General features: G+C 70.0%; 26 protein-coding genes. 13 read left to right on the top strand and 13 right to left on the bottom strand.

Annotated features, from left to right (window positions below):
- Positions 1-14: 14 nt before the first annotated feature.
- Both HALOF300_RS25245 and HALOF300_RS25240 read right to left on the bottom strand, forming a co-directional pair.
- A complete protein-coding gene (locus tag HALOF300_RS25245) occupies positions 15-1253 on the bottom strand; it encodes a pyrophosphate--fructose-6-phosphate 1-phosphotransferase (RefSeq protein ID WP_156743650.1) in 1239 nt (412 codons plus the stop codon).
- A gap of 81 nt (positions 1254-1334) precedes the next feature.
- Complete coding sequence (locus HALOF300_RS25240) at positions 1335-2084, bottom strand: lysophospholipid acyltransferase family protein (RefSeq protein ID WP_156743649.1); 750 nt, start codon at positions 2082-2084, stop codon at positions 1335-1337.
- Positions 2085-2171: 87 nt separating this feature from the next.
- On the opposite strand from HALOF300_RS25240, the gene HALOF300_RS25235 reads away from it, so the two are divergent.
- From HALOF300_RS25235 to HALOF300_RS25220, 4 genes are all read left to right on the top strand, one after another.
- Positions 2172-2723, top strand: coding sequence for a hypothetical protein (locus HALOF300_RS25235; RefSeq protein ID WP_156743648.1), 552 nt, complete (start codon positions 2172-2174; stop codon positions 2721-2723).
- A gap of 114 nt (positions 2724-2837) precedes the next feature.
- A complete protein-coding gene (locus HALOF300_RS25230; RefSeq protein ID WP_156743647.1) occupies positions 2838-4673 on the top strand; it encodes an AMP-dependent synthetase/ligase in 1836 nt (611 codons plus the stop codon).
- Positions 4674-4772: 99 nt separating this feature from the next.
- Positions 4773-6731, top strand: a complete 1959-nt coding sequence (locus HALOF300_RS25225; RefSeq protein WP_156743646.1) for a DEDD exonuclease domain-containing protein — start codon at positions 4773-4775, stop codon at positions 6729-6731.
- 133 nt (positions 6732-6864) lie between these two features.
- Positions 6865-7146, top strand: a complete 282-nt coding sequence (locus HALOF300_RS25220) for an Lrp/AsnC family transcriptional regulator (protein WP_154794366.1) — start codon at positions 6865-6867, stop codon at positions 7144-7146.
- Positions 7147-7158: 12 nt separating this feature from the next.
- Here HALOF300_RS25220 and trpD read toward each other — a convergent pair whose 3' ends face one another.
- Positions 7159-8223 (bottom strand): anthranilate phosphoribosyltransferase, encoded by a 1065-nt coding sequence (gene trpD, locus HALOF300_RS25215; RefSeq protein WP_156743645.1) that lies wholly within the window; start codon positions 8221-8223, stop codon positions 7159-7161.
- Positions 8224-8227: 4 nt separating this feature from the next.
- Positions 8228-8662 (bottom strand): response regulator transcription factor, encoded by a 435-nt coding sequence (locus tag HALOF300_RS25210; RefSeq protein WP_156743644.1) that lies wholly within the window; start codon positions 8660-8662, stop codon positions 8228-8230.
- Between the two features lie 297 nt (positions 8663-8959).
- Between HALOF300_RS25210 and ctaE the strand changes: the two genes are divergently transcribed.
- From ctaE to HALOF300_RS25185, 5 genes are all read left to right on the top strand, one after another.
- The gene (gene ctaE / locus HALOF300_RS25205; protein ID WP_231955765.1) at positions 8960-9598 is read left to right on the top strand and encodes an aa3-type cytochrome oxidase subunit III; all 639 of its coding nucleotides are present in this window, start codon (positions 8960-8962) and stop codon (positions 9596-9598) included.
- 49 nt (positions 9599-9647) lie between these two features.
- Positions 9648-10427, top strand: a complete 780-nt coding sequence (gene qcrC, locus HALOF300_RS25200) for a cytochrome bc1 complex diheme cytochrome c subunit (RefSeq protein WP_156743642.1) — start codon at positions 9648-9650, stop codon at positions 10425-10427.
- Positions 10424-11464 carry a cytochrome bc1 complex Rieske iron-sulfur subunit gene (qcrA, locus tag HALOF300_RS25195; RefSeq protein ID WP_156743641.1) on the top strand — a complete coding sequence of 347 codons (1041 nt, stop codon included), beginning with the start codon at positions 10424-10426 and terminating at the stop codon, positions 11462-11464. The genes qcrC and qcrA overlap by 4 nt, the downstream gene beginning before the upstream one ends.
- Positions 11461-13146 (top strand): cytochrome bc1 complex cytochrome b subunit, encoded by a 1686-nt coding sequence (qcrB, locus tag HALOF300_RS25190; RefSeq protein ID WP_156743640.1) that lies wholly within the window; start codon positions 11461-11463, stop codon positions 13144-13146. Before qcrA ends, qcrB begins: the two co-directional genes overlap by 4 nt.
- Positions 13147-13281: 135 nt before the next feature.
- Positions 13282-13905, top strand: coding sequence for a superoxide dismutase (locus HALOF300_RS25185; RefSeq protein WP_156743639.1), 624 nt, complete (start codon positions 13282-13284; stop codon positions 13903-13905).
- Between the two features lie 187 nt (positions 13906-14092).
- On the opposite strand, the gene HALOF300_RS25180 is transcribed toward HALOF300_RS25185, so the two are convergent.
- The 6 genes from HALOF300_RS25180 to HALOF300_RS25155 all read right to left on the bottom strand — a co-directional run bounded on the left by HALOF300_RS25180 (position 14093) and on the right by HALOF300_RS25155 (position 20213).
- Entirely contained in the window at positions 14093-14533 is a 441-nt protein-coding gene (locus tag HALOF300_RS25180; RefSeq protein WP_156743638.1) for a cytochrome c oxidase subunit 4, read from the bottom strand.
- Positions 14530-16317, bottom strand: coding sequence for an aa3-type cytochrome oxidase subunit I (gene ctaD, locus HALOF300_RS25175; protein WP_156743637.1), 1788 nt, complete (start codon positions 16315-16317; stop codon positions 14530-14532). The genes HALOF300_RS25180 and ctaD overlap by 4 nt, the downstream gene beginning before the upstream one ends.
- Entirely contained in the window at positions 16317-17147 is an 831-nt protein-coding gene (gene ctaC / locus HALOF300_RS25170; RefSeq protein ID WP_456299653.1) for an aa3-type cytochrome oxidase subunit II, read from the bottom strand. The genes ctaD and ctaC overlap by 1 nt, the downstream gene beginning before the upstream one ends.
- A gap of 255 nt (positions 17148-17402) precedes the next feature.
- On the bottom strand, positions 17403-18374 hold the full coding sequence (locus HALOF300_RS27650; RefSeq protein ID WP_156743635.1) for an FKBP-type peptidyl-prolyl cis-trans isomerase: 972 nt from the start codon (positions 18372-18374) through the stop codon (positions 17403-17405).
- A 101-nt stretch (positions 18375-18475) separates the two neighbouring features.
- Positions 18476-18829, bottom strand: coding sequence for an iron-sulfur cluster insertion protein ErpA (gene erpA, locus HALOF300_RS25160; protein ID WP_156743634.1), 354 nt, complete (start codon positions 18827-18829; stop codon positions 18476-18478).
- A 118-nt stretch (positions 18830-18947) separates the two neighbouring features.
- Positions 18948-20213, bottom strand: coding sequence for a glycerate kinase (locus HALOF300_RS25155; RefSeq protein ID WP_156743633.1), 1266 nt, complete (start codon positions 20211-20213; stop codon positions 18948-18950).
- Between the two features lie 45 nt (positions 20214-20258).
- On the opposite strand from HALOF300_RS25155, the gene HALOF300_RS25150 reads away from it, so the two are divergent.
- From HALOF300_RS25150 to HALOF300_RS25140, 3 genes are read left to right on the top strand one after another with little or no spacing between them, the layout of a single operon-like run.
- Positions 20259-20852 (top strand): DJ-1/PfpI family protein, encoded by a 594-nt coding sequence (locus HALOF300_RS25150; RefSeq protein WP_156743632.1) that lies wholly within the window; start codon positions 20259-20261, stop codon positions 20850-20852.
- 39 nt (positions 20853-20891) lie between these two features.
- Positions 20892-21485, top strand: coding sequence for a DUF3043 domain-containing protein (locus HALOF300_RS25145; protein WP_231955763.1), 594 nt, complete (start codon positions 20892-20894; stop codon positions 21483-21485).
- Between the two features lie 20 nt (positions 21486-21505).
- Complete coding sequence (locus HALOF300_RS25140; RefSeq protein WP_156743631.1) at positions 21506-22519, top strand: aldo/keto reductase family protein; 1014 nt, start codon at positions 21506-21508, stop codon at positions 22517-22519.
- Here the strand turns inward: HALOF300_RS25140 and HALOF300_RS25135 are convergent.
- Positions 22486-23730 carry an NAD(P)/FAD-dependent oxidoreductase gene (locus HALOF300_RS25135; RefSeq protein WP_231955762.1) on the bottom strand — a complete coding sequence of 415 codons (1245 nt, stop codon included), beginning with the start codon at positions 23728-23730 and terminating at the stop codon, positions 22486-22488. The two genes, HALOF300_RS25140 and HALOF300_RS25135, sit on opposite strands and share 34 nt — an antisense overlap.
- Before the next feature lie 84 nt (positions 23731-23814).
- Positions 23815-24768: an RNA polymerase sigma factor SigJ gene (sigJ, locus tag HALOF300_RS25130; protein ID WP_156743630.1), complete on the bottom strand. Its 954-nt coding sequence runs from the start codon at positions 24766-24768 to the stop codon at positions 23815-23817.
- A 334-nt stretch (positions 24769-25102) separates the two neighbouring features.
- Between sigJ and HALOF300_RS25125 the strand changes: the two genes are divergently transcribed.
- Entirely contained in the window at positions 25103-25240 is a 138-nt protein-coding gene (locus HALOF300_RS25125) for a hypothetical protein (RefSeq protein WP_156743629.1), read from the top strand.
- A 115-nt stretch (positions 25241-25355) separates the two neighbouring features.
- On the opposite strand, the gene HALOF300_RS25120 is transcribed toward HALOF300_RS25125, so the two are convergent.
- Positions 25356-26381 (bottom strand): quinone-dependent dihydroorotate dehydrogenase, encoded by a 1026-nt coding sequence (locus tag HALOF300_RS25120; RefSeq protein WP_156743628.1) that lies wholly within the window; start codon positions 26379-26381, stop codon positions 25356-25358.
- Positions 26382-26438: the final 57 nt, after the last annotated feature.

Here is a 26438-nt window from a genome sequence, read left to right as displayed (position 1 = left end):
CGGGCTGGACGAGGTCAGTGCTCGGCGGGCTCGGCGGCCACGGCGTTCTGGCCGATGTCGCCGAGCAGGGCGCCGAACCACGGTGTGGAGATGTCGAACGCCTTGCCGCCGGCGATCCGCGGGAACGCGATGGCGGTGAGCTCGTCGTCGTTCTCCTCGTCGTGGCCGATCACGCCGGACTCACCGGCGATCGCCTTGTCTACGGCCAGGTCCGTCATGAGGCGGATCAGCGCGAGGTCCTCATCGTTGGCGCGGGCCGAGCGGGAGAAGTAGCCGCTCTTCTGGACCATGGTCTTCTCGGCGCCGATGAGGGCGGCGAACTGCTTCGCGAACCAGGCGCCCGGGTTGATGGTGTCGAGCTTGACGTGCCCGAACGGGTCGCGCTGGACCTCCTCGCCGGCAGCCTCCATCTCGGCGATGATCTCGGGCACCCCGGCCCCCTCGGAAAGGAAGATGTTGACGTTGCCGATCTCGTCCATGATGCCCCGCAGCCGCTCGGCCTCACCCGCCATGTCCAGCTTCAGCTCGGGCAGGAACACGGCGTGGACGTCCCAACGCTCCTTGGCCAGGCCCAGCGCCGGGTTCCACTGCTGCTCCGACCACCAGGACCGGTAACGCTGGGCGGCGGCCGCGGTCAACCAGCCGCAGTGCCGGCCCATGACCTCGTGGACGATCAGCATCCGCGGGTTGGACCGGTGCTCGCCGATGATGTTCTGCGCGAAGATCGAGGCCTGCTCGGCGGCGGTGTTCGCGCCGAGGGACTGCCGGATCGGGATGATGTCGTTGTCGATCGTCTTCGGCAGGCCGACCACGGTCAGGTGGTAGCCGTTGTCCTCGAGGTAGGCCGCGAGGTCCGCCGCAGTGGTGTTCGTGTCGTCGCCGCCGATCGTGTGCAGGACGTCCACGCCGTCCTTGCGCAGCTGCTCGGCCGCGACCTGCAGCGGGTCCTGACCCTCGGTGACCAGGCCGCGCTCGACGAGGTTCTTCGCGTTCGTCAGCTTCACCCGGCTGTTCCCGATCGGGGAGCCCCCGAAGTCGTCCAGGACGTCGATGTTCGCGCGCGCCTGTTCGTCGACCACCACGAAGGTGCCGGTGAGCAGGCCGTGGTAGCCGTACTGGTAGGCGATGATCTCGGCGTCCGGGAGCACCTCGGTGTAGCGGCGCACGAGCCCAGCGACGGAGGCCGAGAGGCAGGGGGCGAAACCGCCCGCGGTGAGGAGTGCGATCCGGCGGATCGGCTTGGACTCGGACATGGGTGTGCCTTTCACTCGGGCGGGGCGGGACCTGCGGCGTCCATGCTACTGAGGGACACGGCTGTCAGGGGACGTCGCGGCTCAGGCCTCCGCGACGCGGCTCCCGGGCCCACCGGGTGCCGGGCGGCCACCGGGCCCGCCGGGGGCGGTCGGCGTCGGCTCGCCGCTGCGAGAGGCCATCCGCGACTTCTCGGACGCCGCGTAGGCGTCCACGTACTCCTGGCCGGACAGGCCCATGATCGCGTACATGATCTCGTCGGTGACCGTGCGCAGCACGAACCGGTCCGAGGCCATCGCCTGGTAGCGGCTGAAGTCCAGGGGCGCCCCGATCACCACACCGACCCGGTGCCGGGACGGGACCCGCTTCCCGATCGGCTGGGCGATGTGGGAGTCCACCATCGCCACCGGGATGACCGGCGCCCCGGACTCGAGCGCGAGCCGTGCGATCCCGGTCTTGCCCCGGTACAGGCGCCCGTCGGGGCTGCGGGTGCCCTCGGGATAGATGCCGAACAACTCCCCCGCCGCCAATCTGGCCAGCCCGGTCCGCAGCGCTGCCTCCACCCCGGAGCCCCCGCTGCGGTCGACCGGGATGGTACCCACGCCGCGCATGAAGGTGGCCACGATCCGGCCCCGGATCCCCCGTCCGGTGAAGTACGCGTCCTTGCCCAGGAAGACGACGGGGCGCTTGAGCAGCGCGGGTAGGAAGAAGGAGTCGATGACGGCGAGGTGGTTGCTGGCCAGGATCGCGGCCCCGGATGGCGGCACGTGCTCCGTCCCGCGGATCCACGGCCGGTAGTACCACCGCAGGAACCGGCCGAGGGTCGCCTTCATGAACCGATAGAACACGCGCCGGTCCCTTCCTTCGGCTCGACACCCGCCGCCGACACGAACGGGTCGAACTCACCCTAGAGTTAAGGGATGAACGGTCCCACCTCGGGCGGAGAGCCGCGACCCGGCGACGGCGCCCGCGAGCCCAGCGACGCGGACGTCGAGGCGAGCTGGGCCGAGATCACCGCGCGTCTCGGGCCGCTCGGCGAAGGACTCACCGAACAGGCCGCGGACCTCGAGCGGCTGAACCGGTCGGCCGAGCCCGGCCTCGCCGGAGCGGCGGACGACGCCGGCGACGCCGGCGACGAACCGGACGACGATCTCGACGACGATCCGGACCGGACTGAGGCGACCTCCGCCGTCGGGCCCGGACCCCGTGACTACGGCGTGGACGAGACCGAGGACGACCACGGCTATGTCCCGCCCGAGCCGGAACCGCTGGACACCTCCGACCCGCTCGTCACGATGGCCTGGATCGGCGCCATCGGAGGGCCTGTGGCGACCGTGCTCGCCCTGATCCTGTGGGCGGGGGCACCGCAGCTGTTCTACGTCGGCGCCCTCGTCTGCTCGCTCATCGGATGGGGCATCCTGCTCTGGCGGATGCCGAAAGATCCCTCGGACGACGACGGCGCCGTAGTCTGAGCCCTGAGTGGATCAGCGTACGATCACCGCCGATCGCCGCGCCGCTGCCCGCCGCAGCCGTCGGGCGCACGTACTCTTGAGCTAGTTTCGACCACTGCCGAAGGAGCCAGACATATGGACCAGAACGAGGCACCCCTCCTCGTCCAGACCCCGCCGGAGATGAGCACGCCGGACATCCTCGCCGACTGGGCCGCGAAGGAGCCCGGACGAGTGCTCATCGAGGAACTCCGCGGTTCGACGTGGCACCCGATCACGGCGCAGCAGATGCACGAGAAGGCGTCCTCCATCGCGAAGGGCCTGATCGCCGCGGGCATCGGACCTGGGGACCGGGTCGCGGTGATGAGCCGCACCCGCGCCGAGTGGGTGCTCCTCGACTTCGGGATCTGGTACGCCGGCGCCGTCACCGTGCCGGTCTACGAGACCTCCTCGGCCGACCAGACCGCGTGGATCCTGTCGAACTCGGACACGAAGGCGATCGTCGTCGAGAACGCCAGCCACCTGGCCGTGGTCGACGAGGCCCGCGCCGAGGCACCCAACCTGGGGCGGGCCTGGGTCATCGACGACGGCGCCCTCGACAAGCTCGCCACGGAGGGCGCCCAGGTCTCGGACGAGGACGTCCGGGCTCGCTACGACGCGCTCCGCACCGACGACCTGGCCACGATCATCTACACCTCGGGTACCACCGGCCGACCCAAGGGCGCCGAGCTCACCCACGCCAACTTCGTGGAGCTGACCCGCAATGCAGTCGGTGCGCTCGGGCCCTCGATCCTGCACGAGGCGTCGCGAACCCTGCTGTTCATGCCGCTGGCACACGTGTTCGCACGGTTCGTCGAGGTGCTCTGCGTGACCGCCGGCGTACCGCAGGGGCACACCCCGGACACGAAGACGCTGATGGCGGACATCGCCACGTTCCGGCCGACGTTCATCCTGTCCGTGCCGCGCGTGTTCGAGAAGGTCTACAACAGCTCCGAGCAGAAGGCGGCCGCGGGCGGCAAGGTGAAGATCTTCCGCTGGGCGGCGAAGGTCTCCGGTGACTACTCGCGCTCGCTCGACACCGGCGGACCCGGGCTCGGGCTGAAGCTGCAGCACAAGCTCGCGGACAAACTCGTGCTGCACAAGATCCGCAACGCACTCGGCGGCCAGGCCGAGTTCGCGATCTCCGGTGGTGCGCCGCTCGGGGAGCGGCTCGGCCACTTCTTCCGTGGCGTCGGCCTGACCGTTCTCGAGGGGTACGGGCTGACCGAGACGACGGCGCCGGTGAGCGTCAACGTGCCGTCCAAGTCGGTCATCGGTACCGTCGGGCCGCCGCTGCCGGGCGTGGGCCTGAAGATCGACGCCGACGGCGAGATCCTCGCCCGCGGGATCGCGGTCTTCCGCGGCTACCACGACAACGCCGAGGCCACCGCCGAGTCGTTCACCGACGACTGGTTCCACACGGGAGACCTCGGCGAACTCACCGCCGACGGCTACCTGAAGATCACCGGTCGGAAGAAGGAGATCATCGTCACCGCCGGCGGGAAGAACGTGGTGCCGTCCCAGCTCGAGGACCGGATCCGGTCCCACCCCCTGGTGAGCCAGTGCGTGGTGGTCGGTGACCAGAAGCCGTTCATCGCGGCGCTGGTCACCCTGGACACCGAGATGCTGCCGACGTGGCTCGCCAACCACGAGGTCGGCGAACTGTCCGTCGCGGAGGCGGCCAAGGACCCGACGGTCGTCGCCGCGATCCAGAGCGCGGTGGACCGGGCCAACTCGAAGGTCTCCCGGGCGGAGTCGATCCGGACGTTCGAGATCCTGCTCGACGACTTCACGATCGCCAACGACTACCTGACCCCGTCGCTGAAGGTGAAGCGCAACCTGGTGCTGCGCGACTTCGCGGACCGGATCGAGGCGATGTACGACAACGCCGCCAAGGCGCGTGCGGCGAACGGGGCCGGCGCCAGCGCCGACTGACGCACGCTACCCGTCACCCACGCCGGTGTGGCCGCGTCCGGGACTCTCCCGGCGTGGCCGCACCGGCGTTGTCGGTGCCGGGCCGTAACGTTCGAACGGATGGCCGAGAACCTCCTGCACCCGCCCCGCCCCGGCCGGCGCCTCGACCTCATCGACGCCGGGCGGTCCCCGTACCTGGCGTCCGGGCAGTCAGCGGTGCAGCTCGCCCTCGACGAGGTCGGCACGCCCCTCTACGAGGCGACGTTCGTGGTGGTGGACCTGGAGACCACCGGTGGCTCCCCCACCGCGTGCGAGATCACCGAGATCGGCGCCGTGAAGGTGCGTGGCGGCGAGGTGCTCGGCGAGTTCCAGACGCTCGTGAACCCCGGCACCGGGATTCCGCCGATGATCACCGTGTTGACCGGGATCACGAACGCCATGGTGATCGAGGCGCCGCCGATCAGCGAGGTGCTGCCCGCGTTCCTGGAGTTCGCCCGTGGCGGCGTGCTGGTGGCGCACAACGCCCGGTTCGATGTCGGATTCCTCAAGGCGGCCACGGCCCGGATGGACCTTGCCTGGCCGCGACCGCAGGTGGTGGACACTGTCGCGCTGGCCCGCCGGGTGGTCACCCGGGACGAGGCGCCCAACCACAAGCTGGGCACGCTCGCGGCGCTGTTCCATGCCGAGACCACGCCGGACCACCGGGCCCTGTCCGACGCCCGCGCAACCGTCGACGTGCTGCACGCGCTGCTCGGCCGGATGAGTGGGCTCGGGGTCACCCACCTGGAGGACCTGACCACGGCGGCCGACCCGGTCCCGCACGCCCGGCGCCGCAAATCCACCCTCGCGGACGGCCTACCCACCGGCGCCGGCGTCTACCAGTTCCTCGGCCCCAAGAACGAGGTCCTCTACGTCGGGACCGCCGTCAACATCAAGCGGCGGGTGCGCAGCTACTTCACCGCCGCCGAGAAGCGGGCCCGGATCGGGGAGATGGTGGACCTGGCCACCGGGGTACGCCCTATCCCCTGCGCCACCCCGCTCGAGGCGAGCGTGCGCGAGCTGCGCCTGATCGCCGAGCACAAGCCGCCGTACAACCGGCGCTCGCGCGCCCCCGAGCGACGCCCCTGGATCCGGCTCACCGACGAGGCGCACGCCCGGCTGTCCATCGTGCGGTCGGTTCCCAGCTCGGCCCGGGACCGGGCGATCGGCCCGTTCGCGTCCCGGCGCGGGGCCGAGCAGGCCGTGGAGGCGATCCTGGCGACCGTGCCGCTGCGGCAGTGCAGCACGCGCCTGCCGCGAATCCCGGCGGCGGCCGCCTCCGCCTGCGTGCTGGCCGAGCTGGGCCGGTGCAGTGCGCCGTGCGTGGCACCCGCCGACGGGGTGGCGACGCTCGGGCTACCCGGGGTCGGCGGACCCGAGATCCGCGGAGGCCTGCCGCGGTACGAGGACACCGTGGCGGCGGCCGAGCAGATCATGCGTGGCGACGCGGCCCCGGTGGTGGCCGCGCTGCGGCGCTCGATCAGCCACCTGAGTCTGCAGCAGCGGTACGAGGAGGCGGCCGTGCACCGGGACCGGCTGTTGGCGTTCCTGCGCGGCGCGGCACGCACCCAGCGGCTGGCCCCGATCCAGCGAGCCCGGCAGATCGTGGCTGCCCGCGCCCACGCCGAAGGCGGCTGGGAGATCGTCGTCGTGCGTCACGGGCGGCTCGCGGCCACCGCGATCAGCCCACGGGACACGAGCCCGTACCTGACCATCTCCGCCCTCGTCGCCGGCGGGGAACAGGTGGCCGAGCCGGACGTCGCCGGTGGTGCGGCAACGGCCGAGGAGACTGAGTTGGTCACCACCTGGCTGGAGCGGGACGGCACCCGGCTGATCGAGTTCGACGCGGCCGACGCGCAGGGTTGGGCCATGCCGATCGGCGGCGCTACCGCGCACCTGCGTGAGCTGGAGGCGGCGCAGGCCCGGGACACCGAGCGGGCCGCGCTCGGCCGCCGCGCCGGCGAGGTCCCCGTCGTCCCGGCGTCCGACCGTCCGGGCGCGGCCGCACGAACCACTGACCGTCGGGCAGACGCCGGCTGACCCCTGGGCGCACGCCGGCGAACAGGGGCCCGAGCCCACGAGTGGCTCCCGGTCGGCGCTCGCCGACGCGCCGCGCGGGGTCGGCGCGGCATGATGGATCCGTACCCGAAGCTGCCCCACCCACGGAGGACCCATGATCACCGCGATCGTCCTGATCGACGCCGACGCCGCCCGCATCCCCGAAGTCGCCAAGGAGGTCGCGGACATCGACGGCGTGAGCGAGGCCTACTCCGTCACCGGGGACATCGACCTCGTGGCCATGGTCCGCGTCCGCCGGCACGAGGAACTCGCCGGCGTCATCGCGGACAGGATCAGCAAGGTCGAGGGTGTGCTGCGCACACAGTCCTACATCGCGTTCCAGACCTACTCCGGCCACGACCTCGAGGCCGCCTTCGACCTCGGCCTCGCGGACTGACGCGCCGGCCCCTCAGGCGTTGCTGACGGCGATCCAGCGTTCGAGGACCGCGGCCGCGGCGCCGTCGTCGATGGACGCGGCGGCCAGGGCCAGACCGACGCCGAGCCTATCGAGGAGGTCTCCGTCGTCGGTCCCGGGCCTGCTGCCGTCCGCGACGAGAGCGGCGGCCGCGTTCAGCAGCACCGCGTCCCGGACCGCGCCGGTGCGTCCGGCGAGCAGGTCACGGGCCACGCCCGCGTTGAAGGTCGCGTCCGCGCCGCGGATGTCCTCGAGCGTGGCCCGGGGCATCCCGAACGCCGTGACCGGGTCGAGGACATGCTCGCGCACCACACCACCGGTGGCAGCGGTGACCTCCCAGACCGTGGCGGGCGCCGTCGTCGCCAGCTCGTCGAGGCCATCCGCACTGCGGAACACGAGCGTGCGGGTGCCCCGCTCGGCGAACACCCCGGCCATGATCTGGGCCATCCGGGCGTTGCCGACCCCGATCGCGCCGGCCCGCGGCCGAGCCGGGTTCGTCAACGGACCGAGCACGTTGAACGCCGTCGGGATGCCGAGGTCCCGCCGGGCGACCGCGGCGTGCCGCATCGCCGGGTGGTAGTGGTTCGCGAACAGGAACGTGATACCGGCCTCGACGACGACCCGGGACGCCGCCGGTGGGTCGAGGTCGAGCCGGACCCCGAGTGCCTCGAGCACGTCCGCCGATCCACTCGCCGACGATGACGCCCGGTTGCCGTGCTTGACGACGCGAACCCCGGCGCCGGCGGCCACGATCGCCGCCATGGTCGAGATGTTGACGCTGCGGTGCCGGTCGCCGCCGGTTCCGACGATGTCGACGGCGTCCCCGGGCACCTCGATGGGGACGGCGTGGGAGATCATCGAGTCCGCGAGACCACGGACCTCGGGCACCGTCTCGCCCTTCGCCGCGAGGGCGACGAGGAACCCGGCGAGTGTGGCCGGTGAGGTGTTCCCGGACATCACCTCATCCATCGCCCAGGACGTCTCCGCCGCGGACAGATCGGACCCACCGAGCAGCCGCACGATCAGGTCCGGCCAAGTGCGGCCCTCGTCGGCGGTCATCGACTCAGCGTACGAGGCGCGCCCGGAGCACGTCCGCGACCGACTCCTGCAGCTCCAGCGGATCGAGCGGGTAGGTGACCACCGCGTCCGCCTCGGACCAGGACGCGAGCCAGGCGTCCTGCGACCGGGCGATGAGCACCATGACCGGCGGGCACTTGTAGATCTCCGACTTCAGCGTGCGGCACAGACCCAGGCCACCGTGCTTGGCCGCCTCACCATCGAGAATGAGGAGGTCGTAGGCGTTGTTCTCCACGAGTTCTATCACCGCGGCCGGTGTCGCAGCGTCCGTCCAGGCGATCTTCGGGGTGTCGATCGACGCGCGGCGGCCGACGCCGACCTTCACCGCGTCCCGGGTCGTGTAGTCGTCGCTGTACAGCAGGACCGACACGGTCTCCTGCTTCTGCGGTGCGGGCGCAGCCTCGTGCGGCGCAGCGGTCATCGTGGTCCTCCAGATCGAGAAGCGGCGCGGATCCCACCGCCGCCGAAGTCCTGCCGAACATGCTAGTGCGTCCCCCGCCTCCAGCGGCGCCACCGGGGCCGCGCGGCGACCCCGACGGCGCCCTCCGCGAAGCACCACGGGACCCGCCACTGGGACGTGACGCCACCAGCACTTTTGTCAGTACCCGCCTAGGTTTCCATGCCCTCCGAAGTCACTTTGGGGCATCATCGTGCGGCAAAGTCGGATCCGGGCGTGCCGGAGGCTCCACGCGGTTGCCATTCGCGCCATAATGACATCGTGTCGTCTGCAACCACTGAGCTCAGCACCCCCCACCTGTCGGTGAATCGGCCCAACCTCGCGCAGGTGGGCACGATCGTCTGGCTGTCCAGCGAACTGATGTTCTTCGCGGGTCTCTTCGCGATGTACTTCACGCACCGCTCGGTCGCCGGACCCGAAGTGTGGGCCGAGGGTGCCGGCCAGCTGAACCTCCTGTTCTCCGGCGCCAACACCTTGGTGCTGGTGCTCAGTTCGGTCACCTGCCAGATGGGTGTGATCGCCGCCGAGCGGCTCCAGGCGCGCCGGTCCGCGGGCGTGTTCGCGTTCTGGAAGTGGGGCATGAACGAGTGGTTCATCCTCACCTACCTGATGGGCGCGTTCTTCGTCGCCGGCCAGATCTTCGAGTACGCCGAGCTCGCCCAGCACGGCCTCACGTTCCAGAACTCGACGTACGGCTCGGTCTTCTACCTCACGACCGGCTTCCACGGCCTGCACGTCATCGGCGGGCTCATCGCGTTCCTGTTCGTCCTGCTGCGGTCATTCTCCGCGAAGCGGTTCGGGGAGCACGAGGCCACGACGGCCATCGTCGTCTCCTACTACTGGCACTTCGTCGACGCCGTCTGGATCGCGCTGTTCTTCACCATCTACTTCCTGCAGTAGCGGCTCCCCCGAAACCACCCATACCTGACGTAGCGAAGGATCTGACGAAGTGAAGGCATTAGCGGCCAGCAGACGGCACCGGTTGGCGCCGGTCATCCTGATGACCCTGGCGTTGTTCCTCACCGGCGCGGTCTACGCCGCTCTCGCCCCGAGTTCGGCGCAGGCGAACAGTGCGTCCGCCGATGACATCGAAGAGGGTCGCCGGCTGTTCATCACGAACTGCTCCACCTGCCACGGTATGGACGCCGAGGGTTCGGAGACGGTGCCCTCGCTGATCGGCGTCGGTGCGGCGTCCGTGCACTTCCAGGTCATCACCGGCCGGATGCCGATGGACGCGGACTCCCCGCAGGCCGGCGCGAAGCCGCCGCAGTTCAACGACGAGCAGGCCCGGCAGATCGCTGCCTACATCGCCACCCTCGGCCCCGGCCCCGGCATTCCCGGCGAGGACGTCGTCGACCCCGAGCTGGGCAACGCGGCGGAGGGCATGCAGCTGTTCCGGACCAACTGCGCGATGTGCCACAACTTCGTCGGCGCCGGTGGCGCCCTCAGCAACGGCAAGTACGCGCCGGCACTGGATGAGAGCACGCCCATCGAGATCTACGAGGCCATGATCACCGGCCCGCAGTCGATGCCGGTGTTCAACAACGCGAACCTCAACGAAGAGGACAAGCGCAACATCATCGCCTACCTGATGGCCCAGCGGGAGCCCAATCCCGGTGGCTTCAGCCTCGGCTCACTCGGCTCCGTCTCCGAGGGCGTCTGGGCATTCCTCGTCGGATTCGGCCTCCTGATCGGGGCCGCAGTGTGGATCGGAGCGCGCTCCTCATGACTATCGAGCAGTCCGACCACTCCACCGAGCTGACCGAACACCCGGACAGGTTCCCGAACCCGGGCTTGCCCCCGCACCGGCCGCGCCTCGGCGACGAGGACCCGAAGGCCGCGAAGCGCTCCGAGCGCCTCGTCCTCCTCCTGTTCACCGTGTCCGTGCTGGCCAGCATCGCCGCCATCGTCGGCTACTTCGCCATCCCGGTGGACCCAGAAGCCGGCAGCATGGGCAACACCCACCTGTCCACCCTGATCATCGGGCTCGGACTCGGCCTCGGGATGCTCGGCATCGGGACCGCCGCGATCCACTGGGCCAAGTCGCTCATGAACGACCATGACAAGGTCGAGGAGAGGCACGAGATCGCCGGAGACGCGCAGACGCGGAGCACGGCGATCGAGATGTTCAACGAGGGCGCCAAGGACACCGACATCGCCCGTCGCCCACTCATCAAGGGCGCGCTGGGTGGTGCCCTCGCCCTCGCGCCGCTGCCGTTCCTGGTGCCGCTGATCGGCAACCTCGGTGGCGACTGGGACATCTCGAGGTTCAAGAGGACCGCGTGGGCGCCCGCCGCCAACGGGGACCGCGTCTACCTCGCCACGGACCCGACCAACCGCCGCATCAAGGCCTCCGACGTGACCATCGGGAGCCTCTTCCACGTGATGCCGTGGAACCTGCCGGAGCACCCGGACTACCTGGACGAGAAGGCCAAGGCCGTCGTCCTCCTGGTTCGCGTGGACCCGCAGGACCTGAAGGAGACCGAGGAGCGCGCCAGCTGGTCCTACGACGGCATCGTGGCGTACTCGAAGATCTGCACGCACGTCGGCTGCCCCGTGGCGCTGTACGAGCGTGAGACCCACCACCTGCTCTGCCCGTGCCACCAGTCCACGTTCGATGTCACCGACGAGGCGAAGGTGGTCTTCGGACCCGCGGGGCGGGCACTGCCCCAGTTGCCGATCGACGTCGACGAGAACGGCTATCTGGTGGCGCAGCGTGACTTCGACGAACCCGTCGGCCCGAGTTTCTGGGAGCGTGAACGATGACCACCGACCTGGCCCCCGGCCCCAAGGTGGACCCGAAGATCGCCGCAACGGCGGACTTCCTCGACACCCGTCTCGGCATCTCCAAGATGTTCAAGGGACTCGGCCGCAAACTCTTCCCCGACCACTGGTCGTTCCTGCTCGGTGAGATCGCGCTGTACAGCTTCATCGTGCTGATCATCTCGGGCACATTCCTCACGATGTTCTTCGTGCCGAGCATGAACGAGATCCACTACCCGCACGACGCGCTCCCGGTCACCATGCAGGGCCAGCCGATGTCCGAGGCCTTCGCGTCCACGCTGAACCTCTCGTTCCATGTGCGTGGCGGCCTCTTCATGCGCCAGCTGCACCACTGGTCCGCGCTGATCTTCGTCGGCGCCATGGTGATCCACATGCTCCGCATCCTGTTCACGGGTGCGTTCCGCAAGCCACGGGAACTGAACTACCTGGTCGGCTTCCTGATGCTGATCACGAGCCTGCTGGCCGGCCTCACCGGCTACTCCCTCCCGGACGACGTGCTCTCCGGCAACGGCCTGCGGATCACCGACGGTGTGGTCCGGTCCATTCCGATCATCGGCTCCTACTTGAGCTTCATGGTGTTCGGCGGCGAGTTCCCGGGCATGGACGTCATCCCCCGCATGTACGCCCTGCACATCCTGTTCATCCCCGGGCTGATCCTCGCGCTCGTTGCCGTGCACCTGTTCCTGGTGTTCTGGCACAAGCACACCCAGTACCCGGGCCCCGGTCGCACGGACAAGAACGTGGTCGGCTTCCCGCTGTTCCCGATCTACGTGGCCAAGGCCGGCGGCTTCTTCTTCATCGTGTTCGGCATCCTCGGCCTCATGGGCGCCACGATGAGCATCAACAACGTCTGGAACTACGGCCCGTTCGACCCCGCCCTGGTGGGCGCCGGTGCCCAGCCGGACTGGTACATGCTCTTCCTCGAGGGGTCCCTGCGGCTGATGCCCGGCTGGGAGGTGGTCATCGGCGGCTTCACACTGTCGCTCAACGTCCTGATCCCGGCCGTGGTGGTGCCCGGCCTGCTGTTCACGATCCTCGGGGCGTACCCGTTCATCCACAACCTCGTCACCAAGGACACCGGCGAGCACCACGTGCTCGACCGGCCGCGTAACGCACCGACGCGCACCGCGATCATCGTGGCCGTGCTCAGCGCGTTCTTCGTGCTCCTCGGGGCCGGTTCGAACGACCTCATCGCCACGCACTTCAGCCTGTCCCTGAATGCGATCACGTGGGCGTTCCGGGTGCTGTTCTTCGTCCTCCCGGTGGTCGCGTTCATCGTGACGAAGCGAGTCTGTTTCGGTCTGCAGCGAAAGGACCGCGAACTGGTCCTGCACGGCCACGAGACCGGCCGCGTGGTCCGGTTCGCCTCCGGCGAGTATGCGGAGGTGCACCAGCCGCTGGACGAGTTCGAGCGGTGGGTGCTGGTCGGCCCGCAGCGGGAACGCCCCCTCGAGATCGAGCCCGCCGAGGACGCCAACGGCGTCCGTCGCCCGGGACACGCCAAGGAGCTGCGCCGGCAGAAGCTCTCCCGCTTCTTCTACGAGGACCGGGTCGAACCTGTCACCCCGGCCGAACTGGCCGCCGCGCACGCCACCGGCGCACACGACGAACTGCCCGCGTCCGAGGGTCGGGACGTCCACGAACTCGAAGCGCGTAGCCACTGACCTTCGGGATACGGTGGAGGAGACCCGCCGCTCGCTGACGGGTCTGATGCTGACAACGTCCCGCGGCCCCATACCGGGGCCGCGGTGATAAACCGCGGCACGGAATCACTGCGCCGCACCGACCGGGAGGACCACATGGCTCAGTACACGCTTCCTGACCTGCCGTACGACTACGCCGCTCTCGAGCCCCACATCTCGGGCAAGATCATGGAGCTGCACCACGACAAGCACCACGCCGCCTATGTGACCGGTGCGAACGCCGCGCTGGACAAGCTCGCCGAGGCACGCGAGAAGAACGACTTCGCCGCGGTCAACCTGCACGAGAAGAACCTCGCGTTCCACCTCGGGGGCCACACCAACCACACCGTGTTCTGGAACAACCTCTCCCCCGAGGGCGGTGGGCAGCCCGAGGGCGAACTCGCCGAGGCCATCAAGGACCAGTTCGGTTCCTTCGAGGCCTTCCAGGCGCAGTTCGGTGCGAACGCCAATGCGATCCAGGGGTCCGGCTGGTCCGTGCTCGCCTGGGACAGCATCGGCCAGCGGCTCGCGATCTTCCAGCTCTTCGACCAGCAGGGCAACATCCCGGTCGGGATCATCCCGCTGCTGCTGCTGGACATGTGGGAGCACGCGTTCTACCTGGATTACCTGAACGTCAAGGCGGACTACGTCAAGGCGTTCTGGAACATCGCCAACTGGCAGGACGTGGCCGCCCGCTTCGAGCGCGCCCGCACCCAGACGGCGGGCCTGATCGTCCCCTGACGATCAGCGCAGGCACGTACGGCGGGCCCACACCGGAGCGATCCGGTTGTGGGCCCGTTTCATCGTCCCAGGGCATCCGCGAGAGCGCGGTGTACCGCTCCGGCTCCGCCCTGGTCTCCGTGGTATGCGAAAGGGTCCGTACCGATCTCGGTACGGACCCTTCGGCGAACGTGGCCTCAGGCGCCGCTCAGTGGGCGTGCTGCCCGCGACTGAACTCCAGGACCTGGCCGACGAGGCCGATGACGCCCAGCGCCACGCCGATACCGGTCAGCCACCAGCCGACGGCCACGCCGAGGAACACCAGGGCCGCGGCGAGGCCGAGCACGAGCGGCCACCAGCTCCACGGGGAGAACACGCCGTAGTCGGAGTCGGCCGTGACCTCGGCATACGGGTCGTCCTCGGGCCGCTCGTCGATCCGCGACCCGACGCGCCACAGATAGACACCGACCATGCCCCACATGCCGATGATCAGACCGAGTGCCATCGAACCGATCGGCTCCCAGTGGGACCAGAGGCCGTACAGCAGGAAGACCGGCACGAAGAAGAGCAGGCCGAGGAGGAAGAACCACTTCTCCACCCCGAGCGGGGAACCCTTCTTCGGCCCCTTGGGCGTGTGACCCCTGCTCACTTGTCAGTCCCTTCCTGCCGCTGCCGGGCCGCTCTCTCGTCGACCTGGGCCTTGTGACCTGCCATCTCGGCGTTGCCGTAGATCTGATCGAGGATGTCCTTGTCCGGTTCTGCGTGGTCGAGCGCGGCGACCTCCGGGTGGTGCAGGTCGAAGGCGGGACGCTCGGACCGGATCCGGGGCAGGGACGTGAAGTTGTGCCGCGGAGGCGGGCTGGAGGTGGCCCACTCGAGCGAGGCACCGTAGCCCCACGGGTCATCGACGGTGACCAGCGGCGCGTGCCGCCAGGTCTTGTAGACGTTCCACAGGAACGGCAGCGTGGACAGCGCCAGCAGTACCGAGGAGACCGTGGAGATCTGGTTGAACAGCACGAAGTCGGGCTCGGGCAGGTAGTCCGGGACCCGGCGCTGCATCCCGAGCACGCCGAGCCAGTGCTGGATCAGGAAGGTGCCGTGGAAGCCGACGAACAACAGCCAGAAGTGGAGCTTGCCGAGCTTGTCGTCCAGCATCCGGCCGGTGAACTTCGGCCACCAGAAATAGAACCCGGCGAACATCGCGAACACCACGGTGCCGAACACGACGTAGTGGAAGTGCGCGACCACGAAGTAGGTGTCGGTCACGTGGAAGTCCAGCGGTGGGCTGGCCAGGATCACGCCGGTGAGGCCGCCGAAGAGGAACGTGGCAAGGAACCCGATGGACCACAGCATCGGCGACTGGAACGTGAGTTTCCCGCGCCACATCGTGCCGATCCAGTTGAAGAACTTCACACCGGTGGGTACCGCGATCGCCATCGTCATCACGGAGAAGAAGGGCAACAGCACCTGGCCGGTGGAGAACATGTGGTGGGCCCACACAGTCACGGACAGGCCGGCGATCGAGATGGTGGCGAAGATGAGGCCCTTGTAGCCGAAGATCGGCTTGCGGGAGAACACCGGCAGGATCTCCGAGACGATGCCGAAGAACGGCAGGGCGATGATGTAGACCTCCGGGTGTCCGAAGAACCAGAACAGATGTTGCCAGAGCATGGCCCCACCGTTCTCGGCGGCGAAGATCTGGGAGCCGAGGATCCGGTCGGCGCCGAGGCCGAACAGGGCCGCGGCGAGGATCGGGAACGCCATCAGCGCGAGCACCGAGGTGAGCAGGATGTTCCAGGTGAAGATGGGCATCCGGAACATGGTCATGCCCGGGGCGCGCATGCACAGGATCGTGGTGATGAAGTTGACGGACCCGAAGATCGTGCCGAACCCGGTCATCGCCAGGCCCATGACCCATAGGTCACCACCGAGGCCGTCGGAATAGGTCGCGTTCGACAACGGCGCGTACGCGAACCAGCCGAAGCTCGCCGCACCTTTCGGGGTGAGGAAGCCGGCGCAGGCGATGATCCCGCCGAACAGGAACAGCCAGTAGGCGAACATGTTCAGCCGCGGGAACGCCACGTCCGGGGCACCGATCTGCAGCGGCACCAGGACGTTGCCGAACCCGACGAACAGCGGCGTCGCGAACAGCAGCAACATGATCGTGCCGTGCATCGTGAACAGCTGGTTGTACTGCTCGGCGCTGCTGACGATCTGCACGCCCGGCTCGAACAGCTCGGCCCGGATCAGCAGCGCGAGCACGCCGCCGATGCAGAAGAAGATGAAGGAGGTGATCAGGTACAGGTACCCGATCGTCTTGTGGTCGGTGGACGTGACCCACTTGATGACGGTCCGACCGAGCTTCTGACGCTCGGGGGGAAGGCCCGGCACCGTCTCGACGTGCGCCTGCGGCGTGTCCTCGATGGTGGCCATCAGTGGTCAGCTCCTTCGTCGGCGCCGGTCAGGTTCGCCGGGTTCTGCCGGTCGTACTCCGGCCCCAACTGGCCGGTCTGGCCGGCCTCCTCCAGCTCGGCCATGTGCGCGTCGAACTCCGCCTGGGAGACGACGGCCACGTTGAACAGCATGTAGCCGTGATACTGGCCGCACAGCTCGGCGCACTTGCCGAGCCACTCGCCCTCGACGCCCGGCGTCACCTGGAAGGTGTTCACCTCGCCGGGCAGCATGTCGATCTTGTACAGGAACGCCGGCACCCAGAACGAGTGCGCCACGTCGCGGCTGCGGATCGTGAACTCGACCGTCTGGTCGACGGGCAGGTACAGCGTGGGCAGTTCCTCGGTCACGGCCATGTCGCTGAGGTCCAGCGGGGCCGGCTCACCGGAGTCCCACACGTCGGCGTCGGTGTAGTTGAAGTCCCAGGACCACTGCCGTCCGTACACCTCGATGTGGACGTCGGCCTCGGCGGAGGTGTCGGTGATCTCCTCCTGCAGGGTTGCCGTGTAGTAGAAGAGCACGCCGACCATGACGATCGGAACGAAGGTGTAGAGGAGTTCCAGCGGCAGGTGGTAGCGCAGCTGGACGGGCAGACGGTTGTCGTCCTTGCGCTTGCGGTAGACGATCACGCACCAGATGAGCAGCCCCCACACCAGCACGCCGATGATGAGCGCGGCGATCCAGGAACCGGTCCACAACGCGACGACGTCGTCGGTGTGCTCGGTCATACCGGGGACCGTCGGCATCCAACCGCGACCCACCTGCTCGGCGGAGCAACCACCCAGAACCGCGGCGGTAACGAGCCCGACCACGCCGAGCGCCGCAGCGCGGCGTTTCGGGTGTCGAGAAGAGGGCGATGACACGATCTTCAAGCCTTCCGACGTCACAACGATCTGCAAGTTCGGCCGCGTGATCACTAGGTTTTTTGGACACCTTCAGGGTGTCCGTCACGAAGTTCTCACCAACCTCGCCCACCCTATCCCCAACGGGCCGGTGCGTGCGTCAGGACCCGCTCGGACGCCACGCCCCGGGGTCGGATTCCGGGTGCGTGGCGTCGAGATCGTCGCTCAGGCGGTGCCGAGCACGTCGATGACGGCAGCGCTGGCGGGAGCCTGCTCGGTCGCCGGTGCCAGCACCAGCACCCGTGAGCCCACCGGCACGTCCAGGGTGGCGTCCACGATCGTGCCCTGGCCGGCGAACGCCGAGAACGGGCCCTCCGGGTCCGCACCGTCCCATCCCCAGCTGGAGCCGGTCCCGCTGCCGTCCCAGTACGAGAACGCATACGCGACGGCGACGCTCTGCTGGCTCGCCACGGGCTCACCGGTGCCCGTGGCCAGCACGATGACGGTCAGCTCGGTCGGTTCGGCCGCGCCCTCGGCGATCGTGAACGTCACCGGCTCTCCCAGTGCGCCGTCGATGACGACCGGGGCGTCGGCCGCCTCCGGCGTCGGCGCCGCGTCGGGCTGGCCTGCGTCGCCCGGGTTGTACGTCTCGACCACGTCGATGACGAACACGATGGTGTCCTCGGCGCCGATGCCCGCGTCCGGGTTCCCGCCCTGCGGCCCGTAGCCCAGGTCCGGCGGGATGCTGATCAGCAGCCTGGAGCCCACGGCATGGCCGGGGATCCCGTCGGTCCAGCCCTGGACCACCTGGGTGAGCCCGAACATGCTCGGGGCGCCGCGGCTGTAGGAGTCGTCGAACTGCGTGTCGGAGCCCCAGACGATGCCGTAGTAGTTCGCGGTCACGACGGCGTTCGGCTCCACCACGGGTCCGTCGCCCTCCGAGAGGACGTCGACCTGCAGGCCCTCCGGCGGAGCGCTGTCGGGGAACGTGAAGGTCGGCGACTCCCCGAACTGACCCGAGGCCTGCGGCATGCCCTCGCTACCTTCGGTGACCTCGGCCCCGGTGCTCTCGGAAGCCGACGGCGTGGGGTCGCCACCGCCGTCGTCGCCGCCGCCGGAGCAGCCGGCGAGGAGCAGGGCGGCCGCCGTGGCACCGGCGATCAGGAGCGGAAGGGGACGACGGCGGGACAGACTCACGTGGGTGGGCTCGATTCGTTGTTGGTCGGGTCGGGACAGCACACGGCTGCGCCCCTCGTCCGCTGCGGACGAGGGGCGCAGCCGTTAGCTCTGGGGGCGGCTCAGTGGAACGAGTCGCCGCATGCGCAGGAGCCGCCGGCGTTCGGGTTGTCGATCGTGAAGCCCTGCTTCTCGATCGTGTCCGCGAAGTCGATGGTGGCGCCGGAGAGGTAGGGCACGCTCATCTTGTCGACGATGACCTCGACCCCCTCGAAGTCCCGGACGGCGTCGCCGTCGAGGTAGCGGTCGTCGAAGTAGAGCTGGTAGATCAGGCCGGAACAGCCGCCGGGCTGCACGGCCACGCGCAGGCGCAGGTCGTCGCGGTCCTCCTGGGACAGCAGCGACTTCACCTTTGACGCGGCGAAGTCGGTCAGGGCGACCTCGTGCTCGAGGGTCTCGGTGGTGGTCTCGGTCATCGTCATCTCCGATGTGGTGTGCCCGCCGGACACGGTCGCCGGCATTCTCCTCAGTGGTAACGCACCGATCGGGCGAAGTTGTTCCCGCGTCCGCTCATGGCGTCCAGACCAGAGTACGTCACCTACCCCAGGAGCGGGCCACCCGGTCCCCGCGCGCCCGCAGCGCGGACAGTGCGTCGGTCCTGCCGGCCTCGGTCCCGCCCGACGGCGACAGCGGCGTGTCGAGAACGGGGTAGGCGGCGCTGATGCCGACCCGGGCGAGCTCGCGCCGGTTCACGTGCACCTCGTGGGCGATCGCCACCACGGGCAGGCCGTGCGTCATGGCACGGCTGCCGACGGCTGCCGGCACCCCCTCGTGGAGGGCGTCACCGTCGAGGACGGCCGTGCCGGTCACGACGAGGTCCGCGTCGGCGATCCGGTCGTCGAGGCCGACCTCGGTCGCCACCACGTCCGATCCGGCGAGGACTCGCGCCCCGAGCAGGGCCAGGGCGAACGCGAGGCCGCCACCTGCCCCGGAATACGTGGCCCGGCGCGCCGGCGCCGGCCGCTCCGCATGCCGATGGCTGGCATGGGCCGGCGCGCCGGCGAGCAGGTCATTCCCGGCGCCGGTGCCGCCGGGGCCCGGCGTGGCCGCGCCCTCGGGGGCACGGGCCGCAGCCTCCTCGAGGTCTGCGGCGAACGCGGCCACGCCTCGTTCGATCTCCTGGGCGTCGGCCGCGTCGATGCCGGGTCGTTCACTCAGGGAGGCCCCGGCGCCGTGCAGGCCGAGGAGCGGGATGTCGGTGGCCGCGGCCACGACGATCTCGGTACCGGCCAGGGCGCGGCGCAGCGCGGGCAGCCGCGCCCCGAGGGCGCTGCCTTGGGTGGTCGCCGCTTCGCCCGACTCCCCCACCAGATCGGCGAGCCGACTCAGGAAGCCCGCTCCGCCGTCGTGCACCGCGACGGCACCCACGCCCAGCACCACCCGGCGTGCCCCGGTGCCCAACGCACCCACGAGCAGGTCCGCGGCTGCGGCGCTCGAGCCGCTGCGCGCGAGGGTGAGCGGGTCCGCGGCGGTGCCCACGCCGTCGAGGGCCACGGAGGCCTCGGCGTAGGCAGTGCCGCCGCTGCGGCCGGGCACGTGCAGCACCGTCGCGGGACGGTCCGCGCCTCCGCTCGCGCCGGGCAGGGTGAGGGCCACCAGGTCCCCGCCCCGGGCGGCGTGCACGGCCTCGACCAGGCCCGCCCCGCCGTCGCTCATCGGCACGGCTACCACCTCGTGCCCCCGCTCGGTCCAGCCGTGGGCGAGGGCGGCAGTGGCCACCGGAGAACTCAACGGGCCACCGAGATGGTCGGGGGCGATCACGACGCGCACCCGGCCAGTCTCCCAGGTGCGGGTGCCCATCCTGCCCACTGGGCGCCGGGCGCGGTTGGTGGGATCATCGGGCCTGTGACGACGGCCTCACCGATCCGGGTGGGCATCCTGGTCTTCGACGGCGTGGACGAGCTGGACGTGGTCGGCCCGCACCGGGTGCTCAGCACCTGGGGTGCGCGCAGCACGCTCCGTCCCGACGTGATCCTGTTCTCCCGCGACGGGCTGCCGGTGCGGTCCTCGACCGGGCTGCATCTGGTCCCGGCCGGGGATACCGACGACGCCGGCACCATGCACGTGCTGATCCACCCCGGCGGACCGGGTGTGCGTCGCCTCACCCGCGACCGCGAGCACCTGGCCTGGCTGCGGCGAACCCGGGCGGACACGGCCCTTCTGGTCGGCGTCGGCAGCGGGAGCCTCGCGCTCGCGGCCGCGGGGCTGTTGGCCGGCCGGGCGGTCGCCGTGCACCCGGACTCCCGGCGGACGCTGCTCGGCCTCGAGCCGAGCGCGCTGCTGGACGTCGGCGCGACCACCCTGGACGACGGCGACCTGCTCACCTCCACCGGTGGCATGCATGGGATCGACCTGGCCCTGGCCGTCGTCGAGCGGTACGAGGGGGCACCGATGGCCGCCCTGGTACGCGGGACCCTCACCTTCGATCCCGGGCCGTGACGACGTCGGCAGTGGCACCGGTCCGCCTCGACTAAACTCATGATCGTGTTCGGACGCAAGAAGGACGAGGAAGCCCCCATCGTTGAGGAGATCGAGGCGCCTCCATCCGGCAAGGGACGGCCCACGCCCAGACGGAAGGTCGCTGAGGCCGCCAACAAGCGTCCCCTCGTGCCGACGGACCGCGGCGCCGCCCGCCGGGCCGAGCGCGAGAAGATGAACGCCGCCCGCGCGCGGATGAACGAGGCGATGATCACGGGCAAGGAGGAGGACCTCCCCGCCCAGCACCGCGGCCCGGTGCGCCGGTACGTGCGCGACTACATCGACGCCCGGTTCAGCCTCGGCGAGTTGTTCCTGCCGCTGTCCGGCGCGATCGTGGTCATTCTGCTGATCTCCACGTTCAACGCGAGCTGGGCCGCGATCGGCGTCACCGCGATCCTCGCGCTGTACGCGATCGTCGCGATCGCACTGGTCGACGCCCTGATCGCCGCGTTCCGGGTGCGCCGCCAGCTGCGCGAGAAGTTCGGCGAGGACCGCGCCAAGCGGACCATGATGTACACGGTCATGCGCGCCTTCCAGTTGCGCCGCACGCGCATGCCGAAGCCGCAGGTCAAGCGCGGCGAGTACCCCCGCTGAGCCACCCGTAGGATCGGGGGATGCAATTTCGATACCTCGGTAACTCCGGCCTGAAGATCAGCGAGATCACCTACGGCAACTGGCTCACCCACGGCTCCCAGGTCGAGAACGACGCCGCAACGGCGTGCGTGAACGCCGCCCTGGATGCGGGCATCACCACGTTCGACACGGCGGACACCTACGCCAACCTCAAGGCCGAGGAGGTGCTCGGGGACGCCCTCGCCGGGCAGCGCCGGGAGTCCCTGGAGATCTTCACGAAGGTCTACTTCCCGACCGGCCCGAAGGGCCCGAACGACACCGGCCTGTCCCGCAAGCACATCATGGAGTCGATCAACGGCTCCCTGCGCCGGCTGCGCACCGACTACGTGGACCTGTACCAGGCGCACCGCTACGACTACGAGACGCCGCTCGAGGAGACCATGCAGGCGTTCGCCGACGTGGTCCGCTCCGGCAAGGCGCTCTACATCGGCGTCAGCGAGTGGACCGCGGAACAGCTGCGCGCCGGGCACTCCCTCGCGAAGGACCTCGGCGTCCAGCTGATCTCCTCCCAGCCGCAGTACTCGATGGTGTGGCGGGTCATCGAGGAGAAGGTGGTGCCCACCTGCGCCGAGCTCGGCATCTCTCAGATCGTCTGGTCCCCGGTTGCCCAGGGCATCCTCACCGGCAAGTACCTGCCGGGCTCCCCCGCGCCGGAGGGCTCGCGGGCCGCCGACGACAAGGGCGGCGCGCAGATGATCTCCGGGATGCTCGGTCGCGAGGAGCTGCTCCGCCGGGTGCAGGACCTGCGCCCGATCGCCGAGGAGCTGAGCCTGACCATGGCCCAGCTCGCGGTGGCGTGGGTGCTGCAGAACGACAACGTCGCGGCCGCCCTGATCGGGGCGTCCCGGCCGGAGCAGGTGGCCGAGAACGTCGCCGCCTCCGGGGTCACCCTGGATCAGGGGGTGCTGACCCGCATCGACGACGTCCTCGGCGACACCGTGGTCCGCGACTCCGAGAAGACCTACAGCGTCTCGCCGAAGTCCCGGCTGGTCTGAGCCACAACCGGCTCACCGCGAGCCGAAAGCACCGTCGACGGCGTCGCCTGGCTCAGGCGGCGCCGTCGCGCCGGGTAGGGCAGTGGTACACCGCGCCCGACCAGTCCGGCGCCCCAGCAGATCATCTCCTTGTACCGGGCGGCGAACCGTCCGGTCAGGGCGAAGGATCGGGCCCGGTCGTCGGAGGTGACCAGCTGGATCAGGCCGTCGCGCCGACCGAGGCTGATGCATTGCTGCACGTAGGACAGCGTGATCCGTGGCGCCCAGGCCCCGGTCAGCTCCGCCACGATCGAGTCCGCTGCCCGCCAGGCCATCGGGATGCCGGACGCGCAGGACATCCGCAGCAGGTTGTCCTTGGGTCCGCGGGCCTGCCCGGCGTCGCCGACGGCGTAGACGTCGGTGTGGGAGACCGAGCGCATCGCGTCGTCCACGACGATCCGCCCATGGTCGGTGACGGTCAGCGCCGATGCCGCCGCGATCGGGTGGGTGGTGAACCCGCCAGTCCAGACGGTGACGTCGGCGCCGATCGCGACGGCGTCGGTGGTCACGACGCCGGCCTCGCCGACGCCGGACACGTCGGCGCCCTCGTGGACGGTGACGCCGAGCCGGTCGACGACCCGGCGCAGGTGCCGCCGGCCCGCGGGTGAGAGCCAGTCGCCGAGCCGGCCGCGGGCGGTCAGCGTCACCTGCAGGTCCGGCCGGGACTCCGCGATCTCGGTGACGGCCTCGATCCCGGTCAGCCCGCCGCCGACCACCACCACGCGGCCACCGGGTCCGAGCGCGGCGAGGCGCTCACGCAGCCGCAGCGCGCCCGGCCTGCTCGCGATCTCATGGGCGTGCTCGGCCACACCGGGCACACCGCCGTCGTTCTGGGTGCTGCCGAGAGCGTAGACGAGCGTGTCGTAGCCGAGCAGGTGCTCGCCGTCGTCCGCGGTCAACGAGACCGTCCTCGCCTCGACATCCACGGACTCCACCCTGCCCACGCGCACCCGGACACCGGTGCCGGCGTACGCATCGCGCAGCGGAAGCAGCGGCAGGTCCGCACCCGTCGCGAGCTGGTGCATCCGGACCCGCTCGACGAAGTCACTCTCAGCGTTGACCAGGGTGATCTCGACGTCGTCGGCGTGCAGGCGGCGGACCAGGCGTCCGGTCACGGAGGCACCGGCATAACCGGCACCGAGGATCACGATCTTGTGCTTCATCGGCTTCATGGGTCACTCAACTCCTTCGGATGGGATGTCCCTCCTGAACCGGGTGCGCCAGTGATCCCTGACAACCTGTCGATGTGACGCGGCTCACAGTCCGACGTCGATGGGCTCCCCGTGCTCGGTCTGCGCCCACCACCGGGCCGCCCGGCCGAGCTTGTCCGGGTTCACCTGGCTCAGCACCGCGTCGACACCGTCGTCGGTCAGCTCCAGGATCATCACCCCGACGACCCGGTCCGCCACGACGACCATGGCCGCGGGGCTGCCGTTGACCACGGCTGGGTAGAACTCGGGTACGCCGCCGAAGATGGCGAACTTCGCCTCCGTCGGTCGGAACAGCCCGCGCAGGAACTTCGCCACCGTGGCGGCACCGGAGAATGCCTTGCGCCGCGCCGGGATCCGCCCGCCGCCGTCGCCCGCGCCCAGCACGTCCGCCGTGAGCAGCCGCACCAAGGGCTCGGTGCGGCCGCTGGCAGCGGCGGTCAGGAACTCCTCGACCACCTCCCGTGCGGCGACCCGGTCGACGGCGGTGCGGGGCTTGGGCACGTCCAGGTGCGCCTTGGCTCGGTGCAGCACCTGTTGACTGGACGCCTCGGAGATGTCGAGGATCTCGCCGATCTCGGCGTGCGGGTAGCCGAACGCCTCCCTGAGCACGTACACGGCGCGCTCGTTCGGGGTGAGCCGCTCGAGCAGGGTGAGCATCGCCGTCGAGACGGACTCACGCTGCTCCGCGGTCTCGGCCGGACCGAGCATCGGGTCCCCGTCCAGGACCGGCTCCGGGAGCCACTCCCCCACGTAGACCTCGCGCCGGGCCCGGGCGGACGTCAGCATCGTCAGGCACAGGTTGGTGAGCACCCGGGTCAGCCAGGCCCGCGGCACCCGGATCCCCGAACGATCGGCGCCCTGCCACCGCAGGAACGTCTCCTGGACGGCGTCCTCGGCCTCGCTGGCCGATCCGAGCATCCGGTACGCGATCGCCTCCAGGCGACCCCGGAAGTCCTCGAACAGCTCAACGTCCTCCGCGCGCAGCGGTTCTGCGGTCATGGTTCGAGACTACGACGGCGGAGCTTGCGTTGCCGAGGCCCGCTCGCCCCCGGTGCTGGGCTCGGCCGCGGGAAACCTCGGCAGAGCTCCCGCAGGAACAACCCATCCACGGGCTACGGACTAGCCTTCACCGCCGTGCCGGACCGCCCGATGGATCCCCGAGATCCTTCACCATCGCGGCTGGGCCGGCGAGCCCACCCGTGTCCGCGCTGCGCACCGGACCCCGCTCAGCGCTGATGGTGTGGTTCCGACGTGTCGGGTACGTCGCAACCACACCGCAAGGGGGGTTCGGCCGCGCAGTGGCGTGCGGTTCTTCGCCGCAAAGGTGGCGTTGGTGGTGGCCGATCCGGCCGGAAGTTCCGCAGCCGCCCTGGCCATCGTGTACCAGGTCGCGGGCGCCACCATCACCTACCTGGTGCAGACGCAGGTGGCCATGGCGGTGGCGGCGGCGGGCGAGATCTGCCCCAGCTAGGTCGGCGGCCACATTCGTGGGAGCGGTCTGGTTTCGACTTACCCGGTACGTCGGAACCACACCGCAGCCTCACTTCGGGCACGACCGCGTCGGCTTGGCCCTTTGCCGGGGCGGTTCAGCCCTGGCCGAGCGCCCGGTTGATCGCCCCCGGCCAGGTGGCCCCGCCGTAGATGAACGCCGTGTAGGCCTGGAGGGCGTTCGCCCCCGCGGCCAGGTAGGCACGGGCGTCCTCCGGGGTGGAGATGCCGCCGACACCGATGATCACCTGGTCCTCGGCGAGCCGGGCCCGCACCCGGGCGACCACCTCGATGCCACGTTCGCGCACCGGCGGTCCGGACATGCCGCCGGCGCCGAGGTCGTGCTTGATGGTGGTGTTCACCGCGACCACGCCGGCCAGGCCGATCTCCCGGGCCAGGTCCGCGACGGCGTCGACGTCGGCGTCGGCCAGGTCCGGCGCGATCTTGACCAGCACGGGCAGCTCACGCGCCGCAGCCGCCCGGGCAGTCTCCAGCACGGCGACCAGGATCGGACGGAGCGCCTCGGTCTGCTGCAGGTCCCGTAGACCCGGGGTGTTCGGAGAGGACACGTTCACAACGAGGTAGTCCACGTACGGGGCCAGCGCACGGGCGGACGTGCGGTAGTCCGCCACCGCATCGGCGGCCGGAGTGATCTTGGACTTGCCGATGTTCGCCCCGAGCACGAGCCGGCGCCCGTGCCGGGTCCTGCGGAGCTTGCGCAGCCGGGTCGCGGCGGCAGCGGCCCCGGCGTTGTTGAAGCCCATCCGGTTCACCAGGGCCTTCCGCTCCGGGATCCGGAACAGGCGCGGCTTGTCGTTGCCCGGCTGGGGGTGCGCGGTAACGGTGCCGATCTCCACGAACCCGAACCCGGCGGCGTCCAGCCCGGCCGCCATCGTCGCGTCCTTGTCGAAGCCGGCGGCAAGCCCGAGCAGACCGGTGGTCGGCCGGCCGAACAGCTGCGGCGCTCCGGCCACCGGCGCTCGCCCGAGCGTGGCCCGGACCGCGTCCCGGAGCACCGGGGTCCGTCCGAGGATCCGGAACAGCGTCGCGGCCCCGTGGTGCGCCCGTTCCGGGTCGACCTTGGTGAGCAGATTGTCGAAGACGAAGCGATACGGGCTCGGCACGCCCTCACCCTACCGATCCCGGGCCACCGCCCGGCCCGTCAGCCCCCTGCCCCACCA

This window comes from Occultella aeris (genome assembly GCF_902703175.1).
GTDB classification, from domain to species: domain Bacteria; phylum Actinomycetota; class Actinomycetes; order Actinomycetales; family Beutenbergiaceae; genus Occultella; species Occultella aeris.
This window is presented reverse-complemented; position numbering and strand designations above follow the sequence as displayed.